16 protein-coding genes, 5 tRNA genes and 3 rRNA genes are annotated in these 24,732 nt (G+C 52.6%); 22 read left to right on the forward strand and 2 right to left on the reverse strand.

Going from position 1 to position 24,732, the window contains the following annotated elements; translation table 11 throughout:
• The 6 genes from FA91_RS00005 to birA form a co-directional block, all read left to right on the forward strand.
• Positions 1–1,011: ribosomal RNA gene (locus FA91_RS00005) — 16S ribosomal RNA — on the forward strand; the annotation flags it as partial.
• 70 nt (positions 1,012–1,081) lie between these two features.
• Positions 1,082–1,157, forward strand: a tRNA-Glu gene (locus FA91_RS00010).
• A gap of 217 nt (positions 1,158–1,374) precedes the next feature.
• Positions 1,375–4,281 (forward strand): 23S ribosomal RNA (locus FA91_RS00015).
• 76 nt (positions 4,282–4,357) lie between these two features.
• Positions 4,358–4,473, forward strand: a 5S ribosomal RNA gene (gene rrf / locus FA91_RS00020).
• 145 nt (positions 4,474–4,618) lie between these two features.
• Positions 4,619–5,656: a UDP-N-acetylmuramate dehydrogenase gene (gene murB, locus FA91_RS00025; protein WP_034911330.1), complete on the forward strand. Its 1,038-nt coding sequence runs from the start codon at positions 4,619–4,621 to the stop codon at positions 5,654–5,656.
• The gene (birA, locus tag FA91_RS00030; protein WP_034911332.1) at positions 5,653–6,609 is read left to right on the forward strand and encodes a bifunctional biotin--[acetyl-CoA-carboxylase] ligase/biotin operon repressor BirA; all 957 of its coding nucleotides are present in this window, start codon (positions 5,653–5,655) and stop codon (positions 6,607–6,609) included. Before murB ends, birA begins: the two co-directional genes overlap by 4 nt.
• A gap of 28 nt (positions 6,610–6,637) precedes the next feature.
• On the opposite strand, the gene coaA is transcribed toward birA, so the two are convergent.
• Positions 6,638–7,588 carry a type I pantothenate kinase gene (gene coaA, locus FA91_RS00035; protein ID WP_034911336.1) on the reverse strand — a complete coding sequence of 317 codons (951 nt, stop codon included), beginning with the start codon at positions 7,586–7,588 and terminating at the stop codon, positions 6,638–6,640.
• Positions 7,589–8,023: 435 nt separating this feature from the next.
• On the opposite strand from coaA, the gene FA91_RS00040 reads away from it, so the two are divergent.
• The 15 genes from FA91_RS00040 to uraH all read left to right on the forward strand — a co-directional run bounded on the left by FA91_RS00040 (position 8,024) and on the right by uraH (position 22,772).
• A tRNA-Thr gene (locus FA91_RS00040) sits at positions 8,024–8,099 on the forward strand.
• Positions 8,100–8,118: 19 nt separating this feature from the next.
• Positions 8,119–8,203: transfer RNA gene (locus FA91_RS00045), tRNA-Tyr, on the forward strand.
• A gap of 120 nt (positions 8,204–8,323) precedes the next feature.
• A tRNA-Gly gene (locus FA91_RS00050) sits at positions 8,324–8,398 on the forward strand.
• A 6-nt stretch (positions 8,399–8,404) separates the two neighbouring features.
• Positions 8,405–8,480 (forward strand) — tRNA-Thr (locus FA91_RS00055).
• Between the two features lie 113 nt (positions 8,481–8,593).
• Complete coding sequence (gene tuf, locus FA91_RS00060) at positions 8,594–9,778, forward strand: elongation factor Tu (protein WP_034911338.1); 1,185 nt, start codon at positions 8,594–8,596, stop codon at positions 9,776–9,778.
• A 229-nt stretch (positions 9,779–10,007) separates the two neighbouring features.
• Positions 10,008–10,391: a preprotein translocase subunit SecE gene (secE, locus tag FA91_RS00065; protein ID WP_034911341.1), complete on the forward strand. Its 384-nt coding sequence runs from the start codon at positions 10,008–10,010 to the stop codon at positions 10,389–10,391.
• A 1-nt stretch (position 10,392) separates the two neighbouring features.
• Positions 10,393–10,938, forward strand: a complete 546-nt coding sequence (gene nusG / locus FA91_RS00070; RefSeq protein ID WP_012439920.1) for a transcription termination/antitermination protein NusG — start codon at positions 10,393–10,395, stop codon at positions 10,936–10,938.
• Positions 10,939–11,131: 193 nt separating this feature from the next.
• A complete protein-coding gene (gene rplK / locus FA91_RS00075; RefSeq protein WP_034918722.1) occupies positions 11,132–11,560 on the forward strand; it encodes a 50S ribosomal protein L11 in 429 nt (142 codons plus the stop codon).
• Positions 11,561–11,563: 3 nt separating this feature from the next.
• Positions 11,564–12,268, forward strand: a complete 705-nt coding sequence (rplA, locus tag FA91_RS00080) for a 50S ribosomal protein L1 (RefSeq protein WP_034911346.1) — start codon at positions 11,564–11,566, stop codon at positions 12,266–12,268.
• A gap of 336 nt (positions 12,269–12,604) precedes the next feature.
• The gene (gene rplJ / locus FA91_RS00085; RefSeq protein WP_034911347.1) at positions 12,605–13,108 is read left to right on the forward strand and encodes a 50S ribosomal protein L10; all 504 of its coding nucleotides are present in this window, start codon (positions 12,605–12,607) and stop codon (positions 13,106–13,108) included.
• A 72-nt stretch (positions 13,109–13,180) separates the two neighbouring features.
• Positions 13,181–13,546, forward strand: coding sequence for a 50S ribosomal protein L7/L12 (rplL, locus tag FA91_RS00090; protein WP_024966036.1), 366 nt, complete (start codon positions 13,181–13,183; stop codon positions 13,544–13,546).
• Between the two features lie 50 nt (positions 13,547–13,596).
• Entirely contained in the window at positions 13,597–13,749 is a 153-nt protein-coding gene (locus FA91_RS20885; protein ID WP_156103012.1) for a hypothetical protein, read from the forward strand.
• 119 nt (positions 13,750–13,868) lie between these two features.
• The gene (rpoB, locus tag FA91_RS00095; protein WP_034911351.1) at positions 13,869–17,897 is read left to right on the forward strand and encodes a DNA-directed RNA polymerase subunit beta; all 4,029 of its coding nucleotides are present in this window, start codon (positions 13,869–13,871) and stop codon (positions 17,895–17,897) included.
• Between the two features lie 77 nt (positions 17,898–17,974).
• Positions 17,975–22,195, forward strand: coding sequence for a DNA-directed RNA polymerase subunit beta' (gene rpoC, locus FA91_RS00100; RefSeq protein WP_034911353.1), 4,221 nt, complete (start codon positions 17,975–17,977; stop codon positions 22,193–22,195).
• Between the two features lie 190 nt (positions 22,196–22,385).
• On the forward strand, positions 22,386–22,772 hold the full coding sequence (gene uraH, locus FA91_RS00105) for a hydroxyisourate hydrolase (protein WP_051937362.1): 387 nt from the start codon (positions 22,386–22,388) through the stop codon (positions 22,770–22,772).
• A 67-nt stretch (positions 22,773–22,839) separates the two neighbouring features.
• Here uraH and FA91_RS00110 read toward each other — a convergent pair whose 3' ends face one another.
• Positions 22,840–23,031 carry a DUF1127 domain-containing protein gene (locus FA91_RS00110; protein WP_034911356.1) on the reverse strand — a complete coding sequence of 64 codons (192 nt, stop codon included), beginning with the start codon at positions 23,029–23,031 and terminating at the stop codon, positions 22,840–22,842.
• A 171-nt stretch (positions 23,032–23,202) separates the two neighbouring features.
• Here FA91_RS00110 and FA91_RS00115 point away from each other — a divergent pair, with 171 nt between their 5' ends.
• Complete coding sequence (locus FA91_RS00115) at positions 23,203–24,693, forward strand: PLP-dependent aminotransferase family protein (RefSeq protein WP_034911358.1); 1,491 nt, start codon at positions 23,203–23,205, stop codon at positions 24,691–24,693.
• Positions 24,694–24,732: the final 39 nt, after the last annotated feature.

The raw sequence follows: 24,732 nt of genomic DNA on the forward strand, positions 1-24,732 counted from the left end.
AATACGGAGGGTGCAAGCGTTAATCGGAATTACTGGGCGTAAAGCGCACGCAGGCGGTCTGTTAAGTCAGATGTGAAATCCCCGGGCTCAACCCGGGAACTGCATTTGAAACTGGCAGGCTTGAGTCTCGTAGAGGGGGGTGGAATTCCAGGTGTAGCGGTGAAATGCGTAGAGATCTGGAGGAATACCGGTGGCGAAGGCGGCCCCCTGGACGAAGACTGACGCTCAGGTGCGAAAGCGTGGGGAGCAAACAGGATTAGATACCCTGGTAGTCCACGCCGTAAACGATGTCGATTTGGAGGCTGTGAGCTTGACTCGTGGCTTCCGTAGCTAACGCGTTAAATCGACCGCCTGGGGAGTACGGCCGCAAGGTTAAAACTCAAATGAATTGACGGGGGCCCGCACAAGCGGTGGAGCATGTGGTTTAATTCGATGCAACGCGAAGAACCTTACCTGGTCTTGACATCCACGGAATCGGGCAGAGATGCCTGAGTGCCTTCGGGAGCCGTGAGACAGGTGCTGCATGGCTGTCGTCAGCTCGTGTTGTGAAATGTTGGGTTAAGTCCCGCAACGAGCGCAACCCTTATCCTTTGTTGCCAGCGATTCGGTCGGGAACTCAAAGGAGACTGCCGGTGATAAACCGGAGGAAGGTGGGGATGACGTCAAGTCATCATGGCCCTTACGACCAGGGCTACACACGTGCTACAATGGCGCATACAAAGAGAAGCGACCTCGCGAGAGCAAGCGGACCTCATAAAGTGCGTCGTAGTCCGGATCGGAGTCTGCAACCCGACTCCGTGAAGTCGGAATCGCTAGTAATCGTGGATCAGAATGCCACGGTGAATACGTTCCCGGGCCTTGTACACACCGCCCGTCACACCATGGGAGTGGGTTGCAAAAGAAGTAGGTAGCTTAACCTTCGGGAGGGCGCTTACCACTTTGTGATTCATGACTGGGGTGAAGTCGTAACAAGGTAACCGTAGGGGAACCTGCGGTTGGATCACCTCCTTACCAGAAGATACTTTTTTGCGCAGTGTCCACAACAGATTGTCTGATAGAAGTAATGAGCAACAGTATCAGAGTCCCCATCGTCTAGAGGCCCAGGACACTGCCCTTTCACGGCTGTAACAGGGGTTCGAATCCCCTTGGGGACGCCATCTCCGATAACGCGTGAAAGACGTTATCACTCAGTATCCCAAAACTGACTTAATCAAGTCGGCTTTGTGATATTTGCTCTTTAACAATCCGGAACAAGCTGAAAATTTGAAAACGACATAGTGGGTCACTCTGCGTATAGAGTGGCGCAAACACTATGGTCGGGTCTCTCAAATGCCTGCAACAGCATGTGTCCTCCGGGACGCTTGTGGGTTGTGAGGTTAAGTGACGAAGCGTACACGGTGGATGCCCTGGCAGTCAGAGGCGATGAAGGGCGTGCTAATCTGCGATAAGCGTCGGTAAGGTGATATGAACCGTTATACCCGACGATACCCGAATGGGGAAACCCGGTGCAATCCGTTGCATCATCGCAACATGAATACATAGTGTTGCGAGGCGAACCGGGGGAACTGAAACATCTAAGTACCCCGAGGAAAAGAAATCAACCGAGATTCCCCCAGTAGCGGCGAGCGAACGGGGAGGAGCCCGGAACCATCATCAGCGGTTGCGTCAGTGGAAGCGTCTGGAAAGTCGCACGATACAGGGTGAAAGTCCCGTACACGAAGATGCAGCCGTTGTGAGTTCGAAGAGTAGGGCGGGACACGTGGTATCCTGTCTGAATATGGGGGGACCATCCTCCAAGGCTAAATACTCCTGACTGACCGATAGTGAACCAGTACCGTGAGGGAAAGGCGAAAAGAACCCCGGCGAGGGGAGTGAAACAGAACCTGAAACCGTGTACGTACAAGCAGTGGGAGCCTCATTTATGGGGTGACTGCGTACCTTTTGTATAATGGGTCAGCGACTTGTATTCTGTAGCAAGGTTAACCGTATAGGGGAGCCGAAGGGAAACCGAGTCTTAACCGGGCGTTAAGTTGCAGGGTACAGACCCGAAACCCGGTGATCTAGCCATGGGCAGGTTGAAGGTTGGGTAACACTAACTGGAGGACCGAACCGACTGATGTTGAAAAATCAGCGGATGACCTGTGGCTGGGGGTGAAAGGCCAATCAAACCGGGAGATAGCTGGTTCTCCCCGAAAGCTATTTAGGTAGCGCCTCGTGAACTCATCTCCGGGGGTAGAGCACTGTTTCGGCTAGGGGGCCATCCCGGCTTACCAACCCGATGCAAACTGCGAATACCGGAGAATGTTATCACGGGAGACACACGGCGGGTGCTAACGTCCGTCGTGAAGAGGGAAACAACCCAGACCGCCAGCTAAGGTCCCAAAGTCATGGTTAAGTGGGAAACGATGTGGGAAGGCCCAGACAGCCAGGATGTTGGCTTAGAAGCAGCCATCATTTAAAGAAAGCGTAATAGCTCACTGGTCGAGTCGGCCTGCGCGGAAGATGTAACGGGGCTAAACCATGCACCGAAGCTGCGGCAGCGACGCGAATGCGTTGTTGGGTAGGGGAGCGTTCTGTAAGCCGTCGAAGGTGGACTGTGAGGTCTGCTGGAGGTATCAGAAGTGCGAATGCTGACATAAGTAACGATAAAGCGGGTGAAAAGCCCGCTCGCCGGAAGACCAAGGGTTCCTGTCCAACGTTAATCGGGGCAGGGTGAGTCGACCCCTAAGGCGAGGCCGAAAGGCGTAGTCGATGGGAAACAGGTTAATATTCCTGTACTCGGTGTTACTGCGAAGGGGGGACGGAGAAGGCTATGTTGGCCGGGCGACGGTAGTCCCGGTTTAAGCGTGTAGGTGTGTGTTCCAGGCAAATCCGGTTCACTTTACACTGAGGCGTGATGACGAGGCACCACGGTGCTGAAGCAACAAATGCCCTGCTTCCAGGAAAAGCCTCTAAGCATCAGGTAACACAGAATCGTACCCCAAACCGACACAGGTGGTCAGGTAGAGAATACCAAGGCGCTTGAGAGAACCCGGGTGAAGGAACTAGGCAAAATGGTGCCGTAACTTCGGGAGAAGGCACGCTGGTGCGTAGGTGAAGTCACTTGCTGACGGAGCTGAAGCCAGTCGAAGATACCAGCTGGCTGCAACTGTTTATTAAAAACACAGCACTGTGCAAACACGAAAGTGGACGTATACGGTGTGACGCCTGCCCGGTGCCGGAAGGTTAATTGATGAGGTTATCCGTAAGGAGAAGCTTTTGATCGAAGCCCCGGTAAACGGCGGCCGTAACTATAACGGTCCTAAGGTAGCGAAATTCCTTGTCGGGTAAGTTCCGACCTGCACGAATGGCGTAATGATGGCCAGGCTGTCTCCACCCGGGACTCAGTGAAATTGAACTCGCTGTGAAGATGCAGTGTACCCGCGGCAAGACGGAAAGACCCCGTGAACCTTTACTACAGCTTGACACTGAACACTGAGCCTTGATGTGCAGGATAGGTGGGAGGCTTTGAAGCGTGGACGCCAGTCTGCGCGGAGCCATCCTTGAAATACCACCCTTTAATGTTTGGTGTTCTAACCTTGCGCCGTGATCCGGCGCGGGGACAGTGTCTGGTGGGTAGTTTGACTGGGGCGGTCTCCTCCCAAAGCGTAACGGAGGAGCACGAAGATTGGCTAATCACGGTCGGACATCGTGAGGTTAGTGCAAAGGCATAAGCCAGTTTGACTGCGAGAGTGACGGCTCGAGCAGGTGCGAAAGCAGGTCTTAGTGATCCGGTGGTTCTGAATGGAAGGGCCATCGCTCAACGGATAAAAGGTACTCCGGGGATAACAGGCTGATACCGCCCAAGAGTTCATATCGACGGCGGTGTTTGGCACCTCGATGTCGGCTCATCACATCCTGGGGCTGTAGCAGGTCCCAAGGGTACGGCTGTTCGCCGTTTAAAGTGGTACGCGAGCTGGGTTTAGAACGTCGTGAGACAGTTCGGTCCCTATCTGCCGTGGGCGCTGGAGAATTGAGAGGGTTTGCTCCCAGTACGAGAGGACCGGAGTGAACGCACCACTGGTGTACGGGTTGTCATGCCAATGGCACTGCCCGGTAGCTAAGTGCGGAACGGATAAGCGCTGAAAGCATCTAAGCGCGAAACCAGCCTCGAGATGAGTTCTCCCTGAGTCCTTGCGACTCCTGAAGGGACGTTGAAGACGACGACGTTGATAGGCCGGATGTGTAAGCGCAGCGATGCGTTGAGCTGACCGGTACTAATGACCCGAGAGGCTTAACCTTACAACGCCAGAAGCGTTCTGGTGGTATTGAGAGACGAAGAAGAATTTTCAGCGGATGTTCCGGATAACAGAATTTGCCTGGCGGCTCTAGCGCGGTGGTCCCACCTGACCCCATGCCGAACTCAGAAGTGAAACGCCGTAGCGCCGATGGTAGTGTGGGGTCTCCCCATGTGAGAGTAGGGAACTGCCAGGCATCATACAGACGAAAAAGCCTCATGCGAAAGCATGAGGCTTTTTTCGTTTACGGCACGCAGCACGGCTGCACGAAACAAATCATTCAACGATAACGCATTGAATCGGGTAAACTACGGTCAGTTAACTACCCTGAAGGCCGTTCCATGTCCATGCAGCTCCATTCTCTAAAACCCTATAACACCTTCCATCTGGATGCGCATGCACAGCATATTGCCGTTATCGATACTGCGGCTGAACTGGCTGCGGCATGGCAGGAGAGTCTGAAAAAACAGCAGCCAGTATTATTACTCGGAGAGGGCAGCAATATTTTGTTGCTGGAAGATTTTCAGGGAACGGTCATTGTTAACCGGATCAAAGGTATTAACGTCAGTGAAAGTAATGAGGCCTGGCATCTGCATGTCGGGGCCGGAGAGAACTGGCATCGGCTCGTAACGTATTCATTAGAAAATGGCTTTTCAGGATTAGAAAACCTGGCGCTGATCCCTGGCTGTGTGGGATCTGCCCCGATCCAAAACATTGGCGCTTACGGGGTGGAGTTAAAACAGGTCTGTGATTACGTTGATGTGATGAACCTGACCTCTGGCCATATCCAGCGTCTCAGCGCGGAAGAGTGCTGCTTTGGCTACAGAGACAGTATCTTCAAGCATCAATTCCAGGACGGCTATGCGATTATCGCAGTAGGTATTCTGCTTCGAAAAGCATGGACGCCGGTGATTACCTACGGCGAATTGACCACATTAGACATTGACACCGTCCAGCCCCGGCAAATATTTGACGCGGTCTGCCGGATGCGTAGAAGTAAGCTGCCTGACCCAAACATAGTGGGCAATGCGGGTAGCTTTTTCAAAAACCCCGTTGTTTCATCAATCGTAGCCGCAACGCTTAAACAAAAGTATCCTGATTCGCCTGTCTATGCCCAGGCCGATGGAAGTGTGAAGCTTGCCGCCGGTTGGCTGATTGAACAAAGTGAGCTGAAGGGTTATCACATTGGGGGCGCAGCAGTACATCGCCAGCAGGCGCTGGTACTGATTAATGAAGATGATGCCTCGGGAGAGGATATCGTGGCGCTGGCGCGTGAAGTTCGTCATCGTGTGGGTGAAAAATTCAATGTATGGCTGGAGCCTGAAGTGCGTTTCATCGGCGCTTATGGAGAAAAGAATGCGGTTGAGGTTATTTCATGAAAGGTAATACGGTTCCTTTAACCCTGATCGGTATTCTGGCCGATGGTCAGTTTCACTCAGGAGAGATGTTGGGTGAGAAGCTTGGTATGAGCCGCGCAGCAATTAACAAGCACATACACACAATTAAAGACTGGGGCATTGATGTTTTTACCGTGACCGGAAAAGGTTACAGCCTGCCGACGCCCATTCAACTTCTGGATGAGGATATCATTCTGTCGCAGCTGGATCACGGGCGGCTGGCGGTAATCCCCGTGATCGACTCCACGAATCAGTATCTGCTGGATCGTATGGATACGTTGCAGTCTGGCGATGCCTGTGTAGCTGAATATCAACAGGCGGGAAGGGGCAGGCGTGGACGGCAATGGTTCTCGCCGTTCGGCACCAACCTTTACCTGTCAATGTACTGGCGGCTTGAACAGGGCCCCGTGGCAGCAATGGGCCTGAGCCTTGTTATTGGGGTGGTTGTCGCAGAAGTATTACGTGCTTTAGGCGCTGAAAACGTGCGCGTAAAATGGCCCAACGATCTTTACCTGAACGATCGAAAACTCGCGGGTATCCTCGTCGAATTAACGGGTAAAACCGGCGATGCTGCACAAATAGTTATAGGCGCTGGCATCAATCTGGCTATGCGTACGGCGAGTGCTATCGATCAAGGGTGGATCAATCTACAGGAAGCGGGAATTACCGTTGATCGTAATCAGCTTGCGGCGCAACTGGTCAATAAGATGAGAGAATCGCTGCAATTGTTTGAAAAAGAAGGGCTGATACCTTTTATCGAACGCTGGAGCAAACTGGATAACTTTCTTAACAGGCCGGTTAAGTTACTGATTGGCGAGAGAGAGATTTTAGGGATAGCCAGAGGAATTGACCCGCAGGGCGGTCTCATCCTTGAACAGGATGGCGTGAGAAAAGCATGGGTGGGCGGAGAAATTTCTTTACGGCCGCAAGATTGAAAAGAAGAGGGGAAAGCGCCCCTCTTTTTTATTTACGCAAACGGACGAGATCCACGGCATGATTAACGCTTTTTGTCATTATCAGACTTGCACGCTCACGGGTTGGAAGAATATTTTCATTGAGATTCAATAAATTAATCTCTTCCCACAGTTGTGTAGCGATGCCCACAGCCTCTTGCTCAGAAAGTTTTGCATAGTGATGGAAATAGGAGTCAGGATCGGTAAATGCCCCCTGCCAGAATTTCAAAAAACGATTGATATACCACTTTTGTAGCAGTTCTTGCGGCGCATCAACATAGATAGAAAAATCCACAAAATCGGAAACAAATACGTGATGGGGATCGTGCGGATAATCCATCCCACTTTGTAAAACATTGAGCCCTTCAAGGATCAATATATCCGGCTGCTGAATAACCTTGTCGCCATCGGGAATCACATCGTAAATCAAATGCGAATAGACAGGTGCGGTGACTTGAGAACTGCCTGATTTAAGATCCGAGACAAAATTCACCAGCCTGTGCATATCATAAGATTGCGGAAACCCTTTCTTTTTCATCAGCCCGCGCTCTTTCAGTACCTGATTAGGATGCAGAAAGCCGTCGGTGGTGATCAGTTCAACGCGGCGATGCTCTGGCCAGCGGCTTAAGAGCGCCTGAAGGACACGCGCCGTCGTGCTTTTCCCGACCGCAACGCTACCAGCAATGCTGATGATATAGGGTATTTTTTGCCCGTTCGTTCCCAGAAACTGCTCAAGCACAGCCTGACGGCGTAAATTCGAGCTAATGTAAAAGTTTAAAAGACGTGAAAGGGGAAGATAAATCTCTGCTACCTCTTCCAGAGAAAGATCTTCATTAATCCCTTTCAGGCGAGCAATCTCCGCTTCGCTGAGGGTCATCGGTACGGTATTACGCAGTGCCGCCCATTGTGTACGGCTAAACTGCAAATAGGGTGTGGTTAACAACGACTCTTTTTTACTCATATCTATGCTTCTGCCAGCAATAAATCGCCCGTAATAAGGTCTGTAACTTAAAGGTGCCTTTATCGACGACTTTTAGTTAGCGGATGTAGGGTAATTTCAGAACACAATGGGCAGGAGGTTAACACCACACGGGCGAGGATCAGAAGGAAAAAAATATTCTGCCTGCGCAAACGCTACGGATGCCGCATTTCTTAAACAATCTGCTGCCATGTCAGTTCAGAGCTTCAGCGAAAACGCGTTTGGCAAAGAAGTGCCGGGTACTGAACAGGGTAACGTAGAGATAATAAAGCAGTAATCCGCCGCTTACTTGAACAGAATAACGGCATTAACAGGGCATTTTGCGAGGAATTGCACAAATAGTAAGCATTAAAACCGTTATCGCAATTTTTTTGTTGCATCGCGCGGCTGCTCTTCCTAGAATGCGCGTCACTTGATGCCGGCTTAGCTCAGTTGGTAGAGCAACTGACTTGTAATCAGTAGGTCACCAGTTCGATTCCGGTAGCCGGCACCATCAAGTAAAAGAAATACCGGGTGGGGTTCCCGAGCGGCCAAAGGGAGCAGACTGTAAATCTGCCGTCATCGACTTCGAAGGTTCGAATCCTTCCCCCACCACCATTTCAGACTGAGCGCATGCCCAGTCGGGTCATCAAGCGTATGCGGGTTGACTTGAGTAATAAGAAAGCGTTTCTTGTTACTCACAAGCTACAGAATGAACAGGTAGCAGAGTTCCAGGATGCGGGCATCGTATAATGGCTATTACCTCAGCCTTCCAAGCTGATGATGCGGGTTCGATTCCCGCTGCCCGCTCCAAGCCGTGCTGATATGGCTCAGTTGGTAGAGCGCACCCTTGGTAAGGGTGAGGTCCCCAGTTCGACTCTGGGTATCAGCACCACATCAATATCTCCCTCCCTGCTTCTTCTTCTGTGCATTAAATTCTACAGTTCAGGCAATGCCTGGTTGATGTGGTGATATCACCGATTTATCCGTGTCTTAGAGGGACAAGCGATGTCTAAAGAAAAATTTGAACGTTCCAAGCCGCACGTCAACGTTGGTACTATCGGCCACGTTGACCACGGTAAAACCACCCTGACTGCTGCTATCACTACCGTTCTGGCTAAAACCTACGGCGGTGCTGCACGTGCGTTCGATCAGATCGATAACGCGCCAGAAGAAAAAGCACGTGGTATCACCATCAACACCTCTCACGTTGAATATGACACCCCAAGCCGCCACTACGCGCACGTTGACTGCCCTGGCCACGCCGACTATGTGAAAAACATGATCACCGGTGCTGCGCAGATGGACGGCGCGATCCTGGTTGTTGCTGCGACTGACGGCCCGATGCCGCAGACCCGTGAGCACATCCTGCTGGGCCGTCAGGTTGGCGTTCCTTACATCATCGTGTTCCTGAACAAGTGCGACATGGTTGATGATGAAGAGCTGCTGGAACTGGTTGAAATGGAAGTCCGTGACCTGCTGTCACAGTACGATTTCCCTGGCGACGACACGCCAATCGTTCACGGTTCTGCCCTGAAAGCGCTGGAAGGCGATGCAGAGTGGGAAGCGAAAATCATCGAGCTGGCCGGTCACCTGGATAACTACATCCCGGAACCAGAGCGCGCCATTGACAAGCCGTTCCTGCTGCCAATCGAAGACGTTTTCTCTATCTCCGGCCGTGGTACTGTGGTAACCGGTCGTGTTGAGCGCGGTATCGTTAAAGTGGGCGAAGAAGTTGAAATCGTCGGCATCAAAGACACCGTGAAATCGACCTGTACCGGCGTTGAAATGTTCCGCAAACTGCTGGACGAAGGCCGTGCAGGTGAGAACTGTGGTATTCTGCTGCGCGGTATCAAGCGTGAAGATATCCAGCGTGGACAGGTTCTGGCCAAGCCAGGCTCAATCAAGCCACACACCAAATTTGAGTCAGAAGTTTACATTCTGTCCAAAGACGAAGGCGGCCGTCATACGCCGTTCTTCAAAGGCTACCGTCCACAGTTCTACTTCCGTACCACCGACGTGACCGGAACGATCGAACTGCCGGAAGGCGTTGAGATGGTAATGCCGGGCGACAACATCAAAATGGTTGTTACCCTGATCCACCCAATCGCAATGGACGACGGTCTGCGTTTCGCAATCCGCGAAGGCGGTCGTACCGTTGGTGCAGGCGTTGTTGCTAAAGTTATGGCGTAATCGCGATAACATTTGACGCACCGCACATGAAAAGGGCATCATTTGATGCCCTTTTTACACGCTGTAATATAGAACCTGGCTCATCAGTGATTTTCAACCATAATCATTGCTGAGACAGGCTCTGTTATACGGCGCAATATGCCGAGTTTCGCCTGACAGCATCCTTCGGTTCGGTTGCCTCCTTATCAGGGGGCAAAATAGTTTCTGATTTATTGTGGCAGGTTGGTTTATGAGTGCTAATACCGAAGCTCAAGGGAGCGGGCGCGGCCTGGAAGCGATAAAGTGGTTAGTCGTCGCGCTGCTTCTTATCGTGGCTATTGCTGGTAACTACTATTATCGTGAAGTCACCCTACCGTTACGCGCGCTGGTTGTCGTTATTCTGATTGCTGCCGCTGGCGGCATTGCGTTGCTGACGACAAAAGGTAAGGCAACGCTGGCTTTTGCTCGCGAAGCGCGCACCGAAGTCCGCAAGGTCATTTGGCCGACCCGTCAGGAAACGTTGCATACCACGTTAATCGTTGCCGCGGTTACCGCCGTGATGTCGCTGATTCTGTGGGGACTGGATGGCATTCTGGTCCGTCTTGTATCGTTTATCACTGGCCTGAGGTTCTGAGATGTCTGAAGCTCCAAAAAAGCGCTGGTACGTCGTTCAGGCGTTTTCCGGTTTTGAAGGCCGCGTAGCACAATCGCTGCGCGAGCACATCAAGTTACATAACATGGAAGAACTGTTTGGCGATGTCATGGTTCCCACTGAAGAAGTGGTCGAGATCCGTGGCGGTCAGCGTCGTAAGAGCGAGCGCAAGTTCTTTCCGGGCTATGTACTGGTTCAAATGGTCATGAACGACGCGAGCTGGCACTTAGTGCGCAGCGTACCGCGCGTCATGGGATTCATTGGCGGCACCTCCGATCGACCTGCACCGATCAGCGATAAAGAAGTGGATGCGATCATGAACCGCCTACAGCAGGTTGGCGACAAACCGCGTCCGAAAACGCTGTTCGAACCGGGCGAAATGGTACGCGTCAATGATGGCCCGTTTGCTGACTTTAATGGCGTGGTCGAAGAAGTGGACTACGAGAAGAGCCGTTTGAAAGTTTCCGTTTCTATTTTTGGACGAGCAACACCTGTTGAGCTGGACTTCGGACAGGTAGAAAAAGGCTAATCCACTCTGCAAGCCGCCATTCAGCATGGCGGACGTTATCCGGCAAATAAGTCGGAGAGTAAATAGAGTTGCCTGAGGCGCGAAATTGCAATACAATTTCGCGCCTTTTGTTTTTTATGCGCTGTTAAAGCGCGTGAATATTAATCACGGGGAGCCTCATTTCGAGGCGCTTGAACCCAATAGAGGAAATACCATGGCTAAGAAAGTACAAGCCTACGTCAAGCTGCAGGTTTCGGCAGGTATGGCGAACCCAAGTCCACCAGTTGGTCCGGCTCTGGGTCAGCAAGGCGTTAACATCATGGAATTCTGTAAAGCGTTTAACGCCAAAACGGATTCTCTGGAAAAAGGTCTGCCGATTCCGGTCGTCATCACCGTTTATTCTGACCGTTCTTTCACCTTCGTTACCAAAACGCCTCCGGCAGCCGTACTGCTGAAGAAAGCGGCAGGTATCAAATCTGGTTCGGGCAAACCGAACAAAGAGAAAGTAGGGAAAGTGTCACGTGCTCAGGTACGTGAAATCGCAGAAACTAAAGCTGCGGACATGACTGGTGCTGACGTTGAAGCGATGACTCGCTCAATCGAAGGTACTGCTCGTTCCATGGGCCTGGTGGTAGAGGATTAAGAAATGGCTAAGCTGACCAAGCGCATGCGCGTGATCCGTGACAAAGTTGATTCAACTAAACAGTATGACATCAACGAAGCTGTTGCTCTGCTGAAGGAACTGGCAACGGCCAAGTTCGTAGAAAGCGTTGACGTAGCGGTAAACCTGGGCATTGATGCTCGTAAATCTGACCAGAACGTGCGCGGTGCAACCGTACTGCCACACGGTACTGGCCGTTCAGTACGCGTTGCCGTATTTACCCAGGGCGCTAACGCCGAAGCGGCAAAAGCAGCCGGCGCTGAACTGGTAGGTATGGAAGATCTGGCTGACCAGATCAAAAAAGGCGAAATGAACTTTGACGTTGTTATCGCATCACCTGATGCAATGCGCGTTGTTGGCCAGCTGGGCCAGGTTCTGGGTCCACGCGGTCTGATGCCAAACCCGAAAGTGGGTACCGTAACGCCAAACGTTGCTGAAGCGGTGAAAAACGCTAAAGCAGGTCAGGTTCGTTATCGTAACGACAAAAACGGCATCATCCATACCACCATTGGTAAGGTTGATTTCGACGCAGATAAACTTAAAGAAAACCTGGAATCTCTGCTGGTTGCGCTGAAAAAAGCAAAACCTGCACAGGCGAAAGGCGTTTTCGTTAAGAAAGTTAGCATCTCCACCACGATGGGTGCAGGTGTTGCCGTTGATCAGGCTGGCCTGAACACCGCGACTAACTAATCTGCTTTACGCGGGCGAAAGTTTCAACTAGAATCTTACGCCCGTTGTTCTGTTATACGCAGAACCCGATTTTCAGAGCATTTGAACGGCGTTAGCCGTTTAAGTGATCGCTGGTTGGAGCCTGGCCTTATCCAGGCCTCCGTCCAAGACCGCAGGTGCAGCGCCTTACGGCAACGCTTAATTCCCTGCGTAGACGGTGACAGAACCTGAAGAATATTTTTATAGTCTTTGCTGGATTCTGCTCACCGTGTTTCGCGCCTGCCTTCGGTATCGTTGGTCAGGTGAAGTGAGTTCCGGAGAAATTCATCTCCGGCCAAAATCCAGGAGCAAAAGCTAATGGCTTTAAATCTTCAAGACAAACAAGCGATTGTTGCTGAAGTCAGCGAAGTAGCCAAAGGCGCGCTGTCTGCGGTAGTTGCGGATTCTCGCGGCGTGACCGTAGACAAAATGACTGAACTGCGTAAAGCAGGTCGTGAAGCTGGCGTTTACATGCGTGTTGTTCGTAACACCCTGCTGCGCCGCGTCGTTGAAGGAACTCAGTTTGAAGTTCTGAAAGACACGTTTGTCGGTCCAACCCTGATTGCATACTCTATGGAACATCCGGGCGCTGCTGCTCGTCTGTTCAAAGAGTTCGCGAAAGCGAATGCAAAATTTGAGGTTAAAGCGGCGGCCTTTGAAGGTGAGTTAATCAGTGCGGCTCAGATCGATCGCCTGGCAACTCTGCCTACTTACGATGAAGCAATCGCACGCCTGATGGCAACCATGAAAGAAGCCGCTGCCGGCAAACTGGTTCGCACTCTGGCTGCTGTCCGCGATCAGAAAGAGTCTGAAGCTGCTTAAGCTTAAATCTTTCTTTTCTCGTTCACTTGCTTACGTATACATAAACTACTCTGAATTTCAGGAACATTTTAAATGTCAATTACTAAAGAACAAATCATCGAAGGCGTTGCTGCCCTGTCTGTAATGGAAATCGTTGAACTGATCTCCGCTATGGAAGAAAAATTCGGCGTTTCTGCTGCTGCTGCCGTTGCAGGCCCGGCTGCTGCCGCTGAAGCTGTTGAAGAAAAAACCGAGTTCGACGTTGTACTGAAAGCTATCGGCGCTAACAAAGTTGCCGTGATCAAAGCAGTACGTGGCGCTACCGGTCTTGGCCTGAAAGAAGCTAAAGATCTGGTTGAGTCTGCACCTGCTGCCCTGAAAGAAGGCATCAGCAAAGACGACGCAGAAGCTCTGAAGAAAGCACTGGAAGAAGCTGGCGCAGAAGTTGAAGTTAAATAAGCCAACCTTTCAGGTTGCAGCCTGATTTAAGGCTGATGGCTGGTGGCTCTATGGTCACCAGCCTTTTTGCGCTCTACAGCATTAATGGGGTTTCACACTATTTAGCCATTAACCTGCTGCTTAATATCTTTTTCTATCGACGACTTAATATACTGCTCTCCTGCCTGATTTCTCATCAGCGCAACGGCAATGAAATGATTTAAGAGTGATAGAAAGAGGTATTACGGAAGGCATTCTGCCTTTCCGGCCACAAAATAGTGTCGCACAAACTGTCCCCCCGGACGGACAGAAAGGTTCTACTTTTCAGCGAGCTGAGGAACCCATGGTTTACTCCTATACCGAGAAAAAACGCATTCGTAAGGATTTTGGAAAACGTCCACAAGTTCTGGACATTCCTTATCTCCTTTCTATCCAGCTTGACTCGTTCCAGAAGTTCATCGAGCAAGATCCTGAAGGACAATATGGTCTGGAAGCAGCTTTCCGTTCCGTATTTCCGATCCAAAGCTACAGCGGTAACTCTGAGCTGCAATACGTCAGCTATCGCTTAGGCGAGCCGGTGTTTGATGTGAAAGAGTGTCAGATTCGTGGCGTCACGTTCTCTGCGCCTCTGCGCGTCAAGCTGCGGTTGGTGATCTACGAGCGCGAAGCGCCGGAAGGCACCGTTAAAGATATTAAAGAACAAGAAGTTTACATGGGCGAAATCCCGCTCATGACCGATAACGGTACCTTTGTGATCAACGGTACGGAAAGGGTTATCGTTTCTCAGCTCCATCGTAGTCCCGGCGTATTTTTCGACAGTGATAAGGGTAAAACGCACTCTTCCGGTAAAGTGCTGTATAACGCACGTATTATCCCTTACCGCGGTTCCTGGCTTGACTTTGAATTCGATCCGAAAGACAACCTGTTCGTTCGTATCGACCGTCGCCGCAAACTGCCTGCGTCGATCATTCTGCGTGCGCTGAACTACACCTCTGAGCAGATCCTTGACCTGTTCTTTGAAAAAGTCGTGTATGAAATTCGTGACAACAAGCTCCAGATGGAGCTGGTGCCTGAGCGCCTGCGTGGTGAAACTGCCTCATTTGATATCGAAGCCAACGGCACGGTATACGTTGAGAAAGGCCGCCGCATTACCGCACGTCATATTCGTCAGTTGGAAAAAGATAGCGTTGCGCATATCGAAGTACCGGTTGAATACATTGCGGGCAAAGTGGTTGGTAAAGATTATATCGACGAAAGCACCGGCGAACTGATCATCGGCGCGAACATGGAACTGTCGCTGGATCTGCTGGCTAAACTGAGCCAGGCCGGTCACAAGCGTATAGAAACGCTGTTCACCAACGATCTGGATCACGGCCCATACATCTCTGAAACCTTACGCGTCGATCCGACTACCGATCGTCTGAGCGCGCTGGTTGAGATCTATCGCATGATGCGCCCTGGCGAACCGCCAACGCGCGAAGCGGCTGAAAACCTGTTCGAAAACCTGTTCTTCTCCGAAGACCGCTATGACCTGTCAGCGGTAGGCCGGATGAAGTTCAACCGCTCTCTGCTGCGTGATGAGATCGAAGGCTCCGGTATCCTGAGCAAAGACGACATCATCGACGTGATGAGAAAGCTTATCGGTATTCGTAACGGCATTGGTGAAGTGGATGATATCGACCACCTCGGCAACCGTCGTATCCGTTCCGTCGGCGAAATGGCGGAGAACCAGTTCCGCGTCGGTCTGGTGCGCGTTGAGCGTGCGGTTAAAGAGCGTCTGTCGCTCGGCGATCTCGACACGCTGATGCCGCAGGACATGATCAATGCCAAGCCGATCTCCGCTGCGGTAAAAGAGTTCTTCGGTTCCAGCCAGCTGTCACAGTTTATGGACCAGAACAACCCGCTGTCTGAGATCACGCACAAACGTCGTATCTCGGCCCTTGGCCCGGGCGGTTTGACGCGTGAGCGCGCAGGCTTTGAAGTTCGAGACGTGCATCCGACCCACTACGGTCGCGTATGCCCAATCGAAACGCCGGAAGGTCCAAACATCGGTCTGATTAACTCGTTGTCTGTTTATGCGCAGACCAACGAGTATGGTTTCCTTGAAACGCCATACCGTCGCGTTCGCGAAGGCGTGGTGACCGACGAAATCCATTACCTTTCTGCTATTGAAGAAGGTAACTACGTTATTGCTCAGGCGAACACCAACCTCGATGACGAAGGCCATTTCGTTGACGATCTGGTGACCTGCCGTAGCAAAGGCGAATCAAGTCTGTTCAGTCGCGATCAGGTTGACTACATGGACGTTTCCACCCAGCAGGTGGTTTCCGTCGGTGCGTCGCTGATCCCGTTCCTGGAGCACGATGACGCCAACCGCGCCTTGATGGGTGCAAACATGCAACGTCAGGCGGTGCCTACCCTGCGTGCTGATAAGCCGCTGGTCGGTACCGGTATGGAGCGCGCGGTAGCGGTTGACTCCGGCGTGACCGCCGTAGCAAAACGCGGCGGCACCGTACAGTACGTCGATGCATCGCGTATCGTTATTAAAGTTAACGAAGACGAAATGTATGCAGGCGAAGCGGGTATTGATATCTACAACCTGACCAAATACACCCGTTCTAACCAGAACACCTGTATTAATCAGATGCCATGCGTCAACCTGGGCGAACCGATCGAGCGCGGCGACGTGCTGGCTGACGGTCCGTCCACGGATCTGGGCGAGCTGGCGCTGGGTCAGAACATGCGCGTGGCGTTCATGCCGTGGAACGGCTACAACTTCGAAGACTCCATTTTAGTCTCCGAGCGCGTGGTTCAGGAAGATCGCTTCACCACCATCCACATTCAGGAACTGGCCTGTGTCTCCCGCGATACCAAGCTGGGGCCGGAAGAGATCACCGCCGACATCCCTAATGTGGGTGAAGCCGCGCTCTCTAAACTGGATGAGTCAGGCATCGTTTACATCGGCGCGGAAGTGACCGGCGGCGACATTCTGGTTGGTAAGGTGACGCCGAAAGGTGAAACCCAGCTGACGCCGGAAGAGAAACTGTTGCGTGCGATCTTTGGCGAGAAAGCGTCTGACGTTAAAGACTCTTCTCTGCGCGTACCAAACGGCGTGTCCGGTACGGTTATCGACGTGCAGGTCTTTACCCGCGATGGCGTGGAAAAAGACAAACGCGCGCTGGAAATCGAAGAAATGCAGCTGAAGCAGGCGAAGAAAGACCTGTCTGAAGAATTGCAGATCCTCGAAGCGGGCCTGTTCAGCCGTATTCAGTACCTGCTGGTTGCCGGCGGTGTGGAAGCGGAAAAACTGGACAAGCTGCCTCGCGAGCGCTGGCTGGAACTTGGTCTGACCGACGAAGAGAAGCAAAACCAGCTTGAACAGCTGGCCGAGCAGTACGACGAACTGAAGCACGAGTTTGAGAAAAAACTCGAAGCGAAACGCCGCAAAATCACGCAGGGCGACGATTTGGCGCCGGGCGTGCTGAAAATCGTTAAGGTTTATCTGGCCGTTAAACGTCAGATCCAGCCGGGCGATAAAATGGCAGGTCGTCACGGGAACAAAGGTGTTATCTCCAAGATCAACCCGATCGAAGATATGCCATACGATGAGCACGGCACGCCGGTTGACATCGTACTGAACCCGCTTGGCGTACCGTCACGTATGAACATTGGACAGATTCTTGAAACCCATTTGGGCATGGCTGCGAAAGGCATCGGTGAGAAAATCAACGCGATGCTTAAGAAGCAGGAAGAAGTGTCTAAGCTGCGTGAGTTCATTCAGCGCGCTTACGATCTGGGCACCGACGTGCGTCAGAAAGTTGATCTGAACACCTTCAGCGATGACGAAGTACTGCGTCTGGCCGAGAACCTGAAAAAAGGTATGCCAATTGCCACGCCGGTGTTTGACGGTGCGAAAGAGAGCGAAATCAAAGAGCTGTTACAGCTCGGCGGGCTGCCTTCTTCCGGCCAGATCACGCTGTTTGATGGCCGTACCGGCGAGCAGTTTGAGCGTCAGGTTACCGTTGGCTACATGTACATGCTGAAACTGAACCACCTGGTTGATGACAAAATGCATGCGCGTTCTACCGGTTCTTACAGCCTTGTTACTCAGCAGCCGCTGGGTGGTAAAGCGCAGTTCGGTGGACAGCGCTTCGGTGAGATGGAAGTGTGGGCGCTGGAAGCATACGGCGCCGCGTATACTCTGCAAGAAATGCTGACCGTGAAGTCTGATGACGTGAACGGCCGTACCAAGATGTATAAAAACATCGTTGACGGCAACCATCAGATGGAACCAGGCATGCCGGAATCCTTCAACGTGCTGTTGAAAGAGATCCGCTCGCTGGGTATCAACATCGAGCTGGAAGACGAGTAAGCACTCGAATTTGTACTGGTTACAGGGCGGTCCGGCCGGGTCGCTCTGAGAAGTCTCACTCCGACGGGAGCTAATCCGTGAAAGACTTACTTAAGTTTCTGAAAGCGCAAACTAAGACCGAAGAGTTTGATGCGATCAAAATTGCTCTGGCCTCGCCAGACATGATCCGTTCCTGGTCTTTTGGCGAAGTTAAAAAGCCGGAAACCATCAACTATCGTACGTTCAAACCTGAGCGCGACGGTCTTTTCTGCGCCCGTATTTTTGGCCCGGTAAAAGATTACGAGTGCCTGTGCGGCAAGTACAAGCGCCTTAAGCATCGCGGCGTGATCTGTGAGAAGTGTGGCGTCGAAGTGACCCAGACTAAAGTTCGTCGTGAGCGTATGGGTCACATCGAACTGGCTTCGCCTACCGCGCACATCTGGTTCCTGAAATCACTGCCATCGCGCATTGGTTTGCTGCTGGATATGCCGCTGCGCGATATCGAACGCGTGCTCTATTTCGAATCTTATGTCGTTGTTGAAGGCGGCATGACCAACCTGGAACGTCGTCAGATCCTGACTGAAGAGCAGTATCTCGACGCGCTGGAAGAGTTTGGTGACGAGTTCGACGCGAAAATGGGTGCGGAAGCGATCCAGGGCCTGTTGAAAAACATGGATCTGGAGCAGGAGTGCGAGCAGCTGCGTGAAGAGCTGAACGAAACCAATTCCGAAACCAAACGTAAAAAACTGACCAAGCGTATCAAGCTGCTGGAAGCGTTCGTGCAGTCGGGCAACAAGCCTGAGTGGATGATCCTGACCGTGCTGCCTGTGCTGCCTCCGGATCTGCGTCCGCTGGTGCCGCTGGACGGCGGTCGCTTTGCAACGTCGGATCTGAACGATCTGTATCGTCGCGTGATCAACCGTAACAACCGTTTGAAACGCCTGCTGGATCTGGCCGCGCCAGATATCATCGTGCGTAACGAAAAACGTATGTTGCAGGAAGCGGTTGATGCGCTGCTGGATAACGGCCGTCGCGGTCGTGCCATCACTGGTTCTAACAAGCGTCCGCTGAAATCTCTGGCTGACATGATCAAAGGTAAGCAGGGTCGTTTCCGTCAGAACCTGCTGGGTAAACGCGTCGACTACTCAGGTCGTTCCGTGATTACCGTGGGCCCATACCTGCGCCTGCACCAGTGTGGTCTGCCGAAGAAAATGGCGCTGGAACTGTTCAAACCGTTCATCTATGGCAAGCTTGAACTGCGTGGCCTTGCGACCACCATCAAAGCCGCCAAGAAAATGGTTGAGCGTGAAGAAGCGGTCGTTTGGGATATCCTCGACGAAGTCATTCGCGAACACCCGGTACTGCTGAACCGTGCACCAACCCTGCACCGTCTTGGTATCCAGGCGTTTGAGCCGGTTCTGATTGAAGGTAAAGCCATCCAGCTGCATCCGCTGGTGTGTGCGGCGTACAACGCCGACTTCGATGGTGACCAGATGGCTGTTCACGTACCGCTGACGCTGGAAGCTCAGCTGGAAGCGCGTGCGCTGATGATGTCCACCAACAACATCCTGTCGCCAGCGAACGGCGAGCCAATCATCGTTCCTTCTCAGGACGTTGTGCTGGGTCTGTACTACATGACCCGCGACAAGGTGAACGGTAAAGGCGAAGGCATGGTGCTGACCGGCCCGAAAGAAGCCGAGCGTATTTATCGCGCCGGTCTGGCCGAGCTGCATTCACGCGTTAAGGTGCGCATCACCGAATATGAAAAAAATGACCAGGGCGATTTCACCGCGAAAACCAGCCTGATTGACACCACTGTCGGTCGCGCGATTCTGTGGATGATCGTACCTAAAGGTCTGCCTTACTCCATCGTCAACCAGGCGCTGGGTAAGAAAGCGATCTCCAAAATGCTGAACACCTGTTACCGCATTCTGGGTCTGAAGCCGACCGTTATTTTTGCTGACCAGACCATGTACACCGGTTTTGCTTACGCCGCCCGTTCAGGCGCGTCTGTGGGCATCGACGACATGGTTATTCCAGAGAAGAAAGTTGAAATCATCTCTGAAGCGGAAGCAGAAGTTGCCGAGATTCAGGAACAGTTCCAGTCTGGTCTGGTTACCGCAGGCGAACGCTATAACAAAGTGATCGATATCTGTGCTGCGGCCAACGAACGCGTTGCTAAAGCGATGATGGAAAACCTCTCTACCGAAAGCGTCATTAACCGTGACGGCGTGGAAGAGCGTCAGGTTTCCTTCAACAGCATCTTTATGATGGCCGACTCCGGTGCGCGTGGTTCCGCTGCGCAGATCCGTCAGCTGGCAGGTATGCGTGGTCTGATGGCGAAGCCGGATGGCTCCATCATCGAAACGCCGATCACCGCGAACTTCCGTGAGGGTCTGAACGTACTTCAGTACTTCATCTCGACGCACGGTGCGCGTAAAGGTCTGGCGGATACCGCACTGAAAACCGCGAACTCCGGTTATCTGACGCGTCGTCTGGTTGACGTTGCGCAGGATCTGGTGGTGACCGAGGACGATTGCGGCACGCACGAAGGCATCCTGATGACGCCGGTTATCGAAGGTGGCGACGTTAAAGAACCACTGCGCGAGCGCGTACTGGGTCGTGTTACCGCTGAAGACGTGCTGAAGCCTGGTACTGCCGACATTCTGGTTCCACGCAACACGTTGATGCATGAGCACATCTGTGACCTGCTGGAAGAGAACTCTGTCGACAGCGTGAAGGTGCGCTCTGTGGTGAGCTGTGAAACCGACTTCGGTGTGTGCGCGCACTGCTACGGTCGCGATCTGGCGCGTGGTCACATCATCAATAAAGGTGAGGCCATCGGCGTTATCGCGGCACAGTCAATCGGTGAGCCGGGTACTCAGCTGACCATGCGTACGTTCCACATCGGTGGTGCGGCATCGCGTGCGGCAGCCGAATCCAGCATTCAGGTGAAGAACAAAGGTACCATTAAGCTGACCAATGCTAAATCGGTAACCAACTCTGCCGGCAAGCTGGTGATCACCTCACGTAACGTCGAACTGAAAATGATCGACGAATTCGGTCGTACCAAAGAGAGCTATAAAGTTCCTTACGGTTCTACCATGGCGAAAGGCGATGGCGAACAGGTTGCAGCGGGCGAAACCGTCGCAAACTGGGATCCACACACCATGCCGGTTATCACCGAGGTGAGCGGTTTCATTCGCTTTACTGACATGATTGATGGCCAGACCATTACCCGCCAGACGGATGATCTGACCGGTCTCTCCTCGCTGGTGATCCTGGACAGTGCGGAACGTACTGCGGGTGGTAAAGACCTGCGTCCGGCGCTGAAAATTGTTGATGCTAACGGCGACGACGTGATGATCCCAGGCAGCGACATGCCTGCTCAGTACTTCCTGCCGGGCAAAGCGATTGTACAGCTGGAAGACGGCGTGAAAATCAGCTCGGGTGATACCCTGGCCCGTGTTCCGCAGGAATCCGGCGGTACCAAGGACATCACCGGTGGTCTGCCACGCGTTGCTGACCTGTTCGAAGCCCGTCGTCCGAAAGAGCCGGCAATCCTGGCTGAGATCAGCGGCATCATCTCCTTCGGTAAGGAAACCAAAGGCAAGCGTCGTCTGGTGATCACGCCGGTTGACGGCAGCGATCATTACGAAGAGATGATCCCGAAATGGCGTCAGCTGAACGTGTTTGAAGGTGAGCGTGTTGAGCGTGGTGACGTGGTTTCCGATGGCCCAGAGTCTCCACATGACATTCTGCGCCTGCGCGGCGTGCATGCGGTGACCCGTTACATCACTAACGAAGTGCAGGAAGTTTACCGTCTGCAAGGCGTTAAGATTAACGACAAGCACATCGAAGTCATCGTTCGTCAGATGCTGCGCAAAGCCACCATTGAAAGTGCAGGCAGCACCGACTTCCTGGATGGCGAGCAGGTTGAATTTTCACGCGTTAAAATCTCTAACCGTGAACTGGAAGCCAACGGCAAAATCGCGGCAACCTATATGCGCGATCTGCTGGGTATCACCAAGGCGTCGCTGGCAACCGAATCCTTCATCTCTGCGGCATCGTTCCAGGAAACGACGCGCGTACTGACTGAAGCGGCGGTTGCAGGTAAACGCGACGAACTGCGTGGCCTGAAAGAGAACGTGATCGTGGGCCGTCTGATCCCAGCCGGTACCGGTTATGCGTATCATCAGGATCGTATGCGCCGTAAGGCCGCAGGCGAAGCGCCTGTTGTGCCTCAGGTGACTGCGGATGAAGCGTCCGCCAGCCTGGCGGAACTGCTGAACGCCGGACTGGGTGGCAAAGACGATTAATCGTTGCTGACCCGGTGAAAACCGCTCTTCGGAGCGGTTTTTTTTTGCCTGTTATTTAGGGCCAGTTATTAATCAATATTGCAGGGATATTTTCTGGCGGATTGTGCCACTTACTTCTATATTTTTGCTGCAATCACTCGCTCCGGAGAGCTTAATGAACATCTTTAATAAATCCCTTCTGACTGGCTTAATGTTGGCCTCATTTTTTGCAGGCGCCGCCGACGGCGATGCGGTAAAAAACCCGCTTTCCGTTCATGTCCTGAATCTTCAAACCGGAACGCCAACGGCAGGAATCGCTGTTGATCTGGAGCAGAAGCAGGAGAACGGCTGGGTAAAGCTGGCGTCGGGTACGACTGATGATAATGGCCGCATCGGCGCACTGTTCCCGGCAGGTAAAATCCTCAGCCACGGCGACTATAAGGTGGTTTTCCAGACGGGAAATTACTATCAAAAAATAAAGCAGCCGACCTTTTTCCCGGAGATCCCGGTGATTTTTCACGTTGAGAAAGATGGCGACCATTACCATATTCCTCTGTTGCTGAGCCCGTATGGTTACTCAACCTATCGCGGCAATTAAAAAAGGGCGGTTGACGATATCAACAGCCCCTGAATCAGACCAGCTGTGCGATGCATTCGTCATCGCACTATTTATAGCGATAGACATCTTCCCTCGTTAGTCCGATATCCCTCAACTGCTCAGGACTCAATTTTTTCAGAGTTCGCCGCGTCTGCGCTCTCAGACGCCAGGCTTTCCATGCCCGCCAGGGAAACTGGTATATCAGGCGGAATGGCGATTGCTCGAATGGGCGTGCGGATCGATTCTCATTAAATTCCATCATTTCCTCCTCGTCACGGTTAAGTACATCCTGACGGGGAAAAGATTTTCGATACAGATGCAAAAATATTATTTATTAACCATACAGATTGCGCCATAGTGGCTCTGAATGGCATTTTTTATCTCCATCTGTATTGGTTTTTCAAAATTTAAAAAACAAAGGTGACATACAGTGACCCGTTACCAATATCTGGCCGAACTGTTGGCAAAGCGAATTGAACAGGGGCTTTATCAGAGCGGTGAGCGTCTGCCGTCGGTAAGAAGCCTGAGCGTGGAACACGGGGTGAGTATCAGCACCGTGCAGCAGGCGTATCATGTCCTGGAAGAAAGGCAGCTCATTTTGCCGCAGGCGCGCTCCGGATATTTTGTCGCGCCTCGTAAAGCGTTACCGCCCACACCGGCATTAACAACGCCGGTACAGCGGCCGGTAGAGGTCACGCAGTGGAGCTCGGTGCTGGATCTGCTCAATACCCGGCAGGATCGGGATACTTATGCGTTCGGCAGTGGCATGCCGGATGTGGATCAGCCCACCTTAAAGCCGTTATGGCGAATCATCAGCAAACTCGGTCAGCGGCAGGACGTGGAGATGCTGAATTATGACTCGCTGAATGGCGTGAAAGCGTTGCGGGAGCAGATCGCCAGACTGGCCATCGATAGCGGTTGCCGTTTTACCGCTGAGGAGGTGGTTATCACTAATGGCTGCCATGAGGCATTGTCCGTATCACTTCGCGCAGTCTGTCAACCGGGCGAGATTGTAGCGGTCGAGTCTCCCGCCTATCACGGCATTATGCAAACCCTGCGCGGCTTTGATATCAGGGCGATTGAGATCCCGACTGACTCACAAACCGGCATCAGCCTGGAAGCATTAGAGCTGGCGCTGGAACAGTGGCCCGTCAAAGCGGTGGTCGTTGTACCAACCTGTAATAACCCGCTGGGCTTTACCATGCCTGAAGCGCGCAAACGTTCGCTGTTGGCACTGGCGCAGCGGTTCGATATTGCCATTATCGAAGATGATATTTATGGCGAACTCACTTATCAGTATCCCCGCCCCGTCACCATTAAGTCGATGGATGACGACGGACGCGTATTACTCTGTAGCGCCTTTTCGAAAACGCTGGCGCCGGGGCTTCGCGTCGGTTGGGTCGTACCAGGCCGCTATTTCGACCGCGTGTTGCACATGAAATATATCGTCACGGGTTTTAGCGTTACGCCCACTCAGGTTGCCGTCGCTGAATATATTCAGGAAGGGCACTATGCCACGCACGTCAGGCGTATGCGCCAACATTACCAGCGCAATCTTGAGGCCTTCACCTGCCTGGTTCGCCACTATTTTCCCGATGGTATCTGCGTTTCCCGTCCGCAGGGCGGCTTTATGATGTGGATCGAACTGCCTGAAGCGTTCGACGCCTTTCATCTTAACCGTGAGCTTAAAGAGGCGAAACTTCAGATTGCCCCGGGTTCCCTTTTTTCCGCTTCAGGTAAATACCGCAACTGCCTGCGATTGAGTTACGCGCAGCCCTTTACCGAAAAAACATCCCGCGCCCTTGAATTACTTGGCGCGGCGCTGAGTCGGGCAATGGCGCACTGTGGGTCAGTCCTCCTTCCTCTTCCTGACGAAAAGAAGGCAGGGCCGGCAAGAGGGGGGAGAACCGGCCCTGGATGACCAGTCGGCGGTCAACGCAGCCACTATAGCGAGCCGCCT

The sequence above is a fragment of the Erwinia sp. 9145 genome, assembly GCF_000745075.1.
Taxonomy (GTDB): domain Bacteria; phylum Pseudomonadota; class Gammaproteobacteria; order Enterobacterales; family Enterobacteriaceae; genus Erwinia; species Erwinia oleae.

Bases quoted from the DNA above. Each gene is read 5' to 3' on its own strand.
- murB (WP_034911330.1), top strand. From the start codon at position 4,619: ATGTCCATGCAGCTCCATTCTCTAAAACCCTATAACACCTTCCATCTG.
- birA (WP_034911332.1), top strand. From the start codon at position 5,653: ATGAAAGGTAATACGGTTCCTTTAACCCTGATCGGTATTCTGGCCGAT.
- coaA (WP_034911336.1), bottom strand. From the start codon at position 7,588: ATGAGTAAAAAAGAGTCGTTGTTAACCACACCCTATTTGCAGTTTAGC.
- tuf (WP_034911338.1), top strand. From the start codon at position 8,594: ATGTCTAAAGAAAAATTTGAACGTTCCAAGCCGCACGTCAACGTTGGT.
- secE (WP_034911341.1), top strand. From the start codon at position 10,008: ATGAGTGCTAATACCGAAGCTCAAGGGAGCGGGCGCGGCCTGGAAGCG.
- nusG (WP_012439920.1), top strand. From the start codon at position 10,393: ATGTCTGAAGCTCCAAAAAAGCGCTGGTACGTCGTTCAGGCGTTTTCC.
- rplK (WP_034918722.1), top strand. From the start codon at position 11,132: ATGGCTAAGAAAGTACAAGCCTACGTCAAGCTGCAGGTTTCGGCAGGT.
- rplA (WP_034911346.1), top strand. From the start codon at position 11,564: ATGGCTAAGCTGACCAAGCGCATGCGCGTGATCCGTGACAAAGTTGAT.
- rplJ (WP_034911347.1), top strand. From the start codon at position 12,605: ATGGCTTTAAATCTTCAAGACAAACAAGCGATTGTTGCTGAAGTCAGC.
- rplL (WP_024966036.1), top strand. From the start codon at position 13,181: ATGTCAATTACTAAAGAACAAATCATCGAAGGCGTTGCTGCCCTGTCT.
- FA91_RS20885 (WP_156103012.1), top strand. From the start codon at position 13,597: ATGGTCACCAGCCTTTTTGCGCTCTACAGCATTAATGGGGTTTCACAC.
- rpoB (WP_034911351.1), top strand. From the start codon at position 13,869: ATGGTTTACTCCTATACCGAGAAAAAACGCATTCGTAAGGATTTTGGA.
- uraH (WP_051937362.1), top strand. From the start codon at position 22,386: ATGTTGGCCTCATTTTTTGCAGGCGCCGCCGACGGCGATGCGGTAAAA.
- FA91_RS00110 (WP_034911356.1), bottom strand. From the start codon at position 23,031: ATGGAATTTAATGAGAATCGATCCGCACGCCCATTCGAGCAATCGCCA.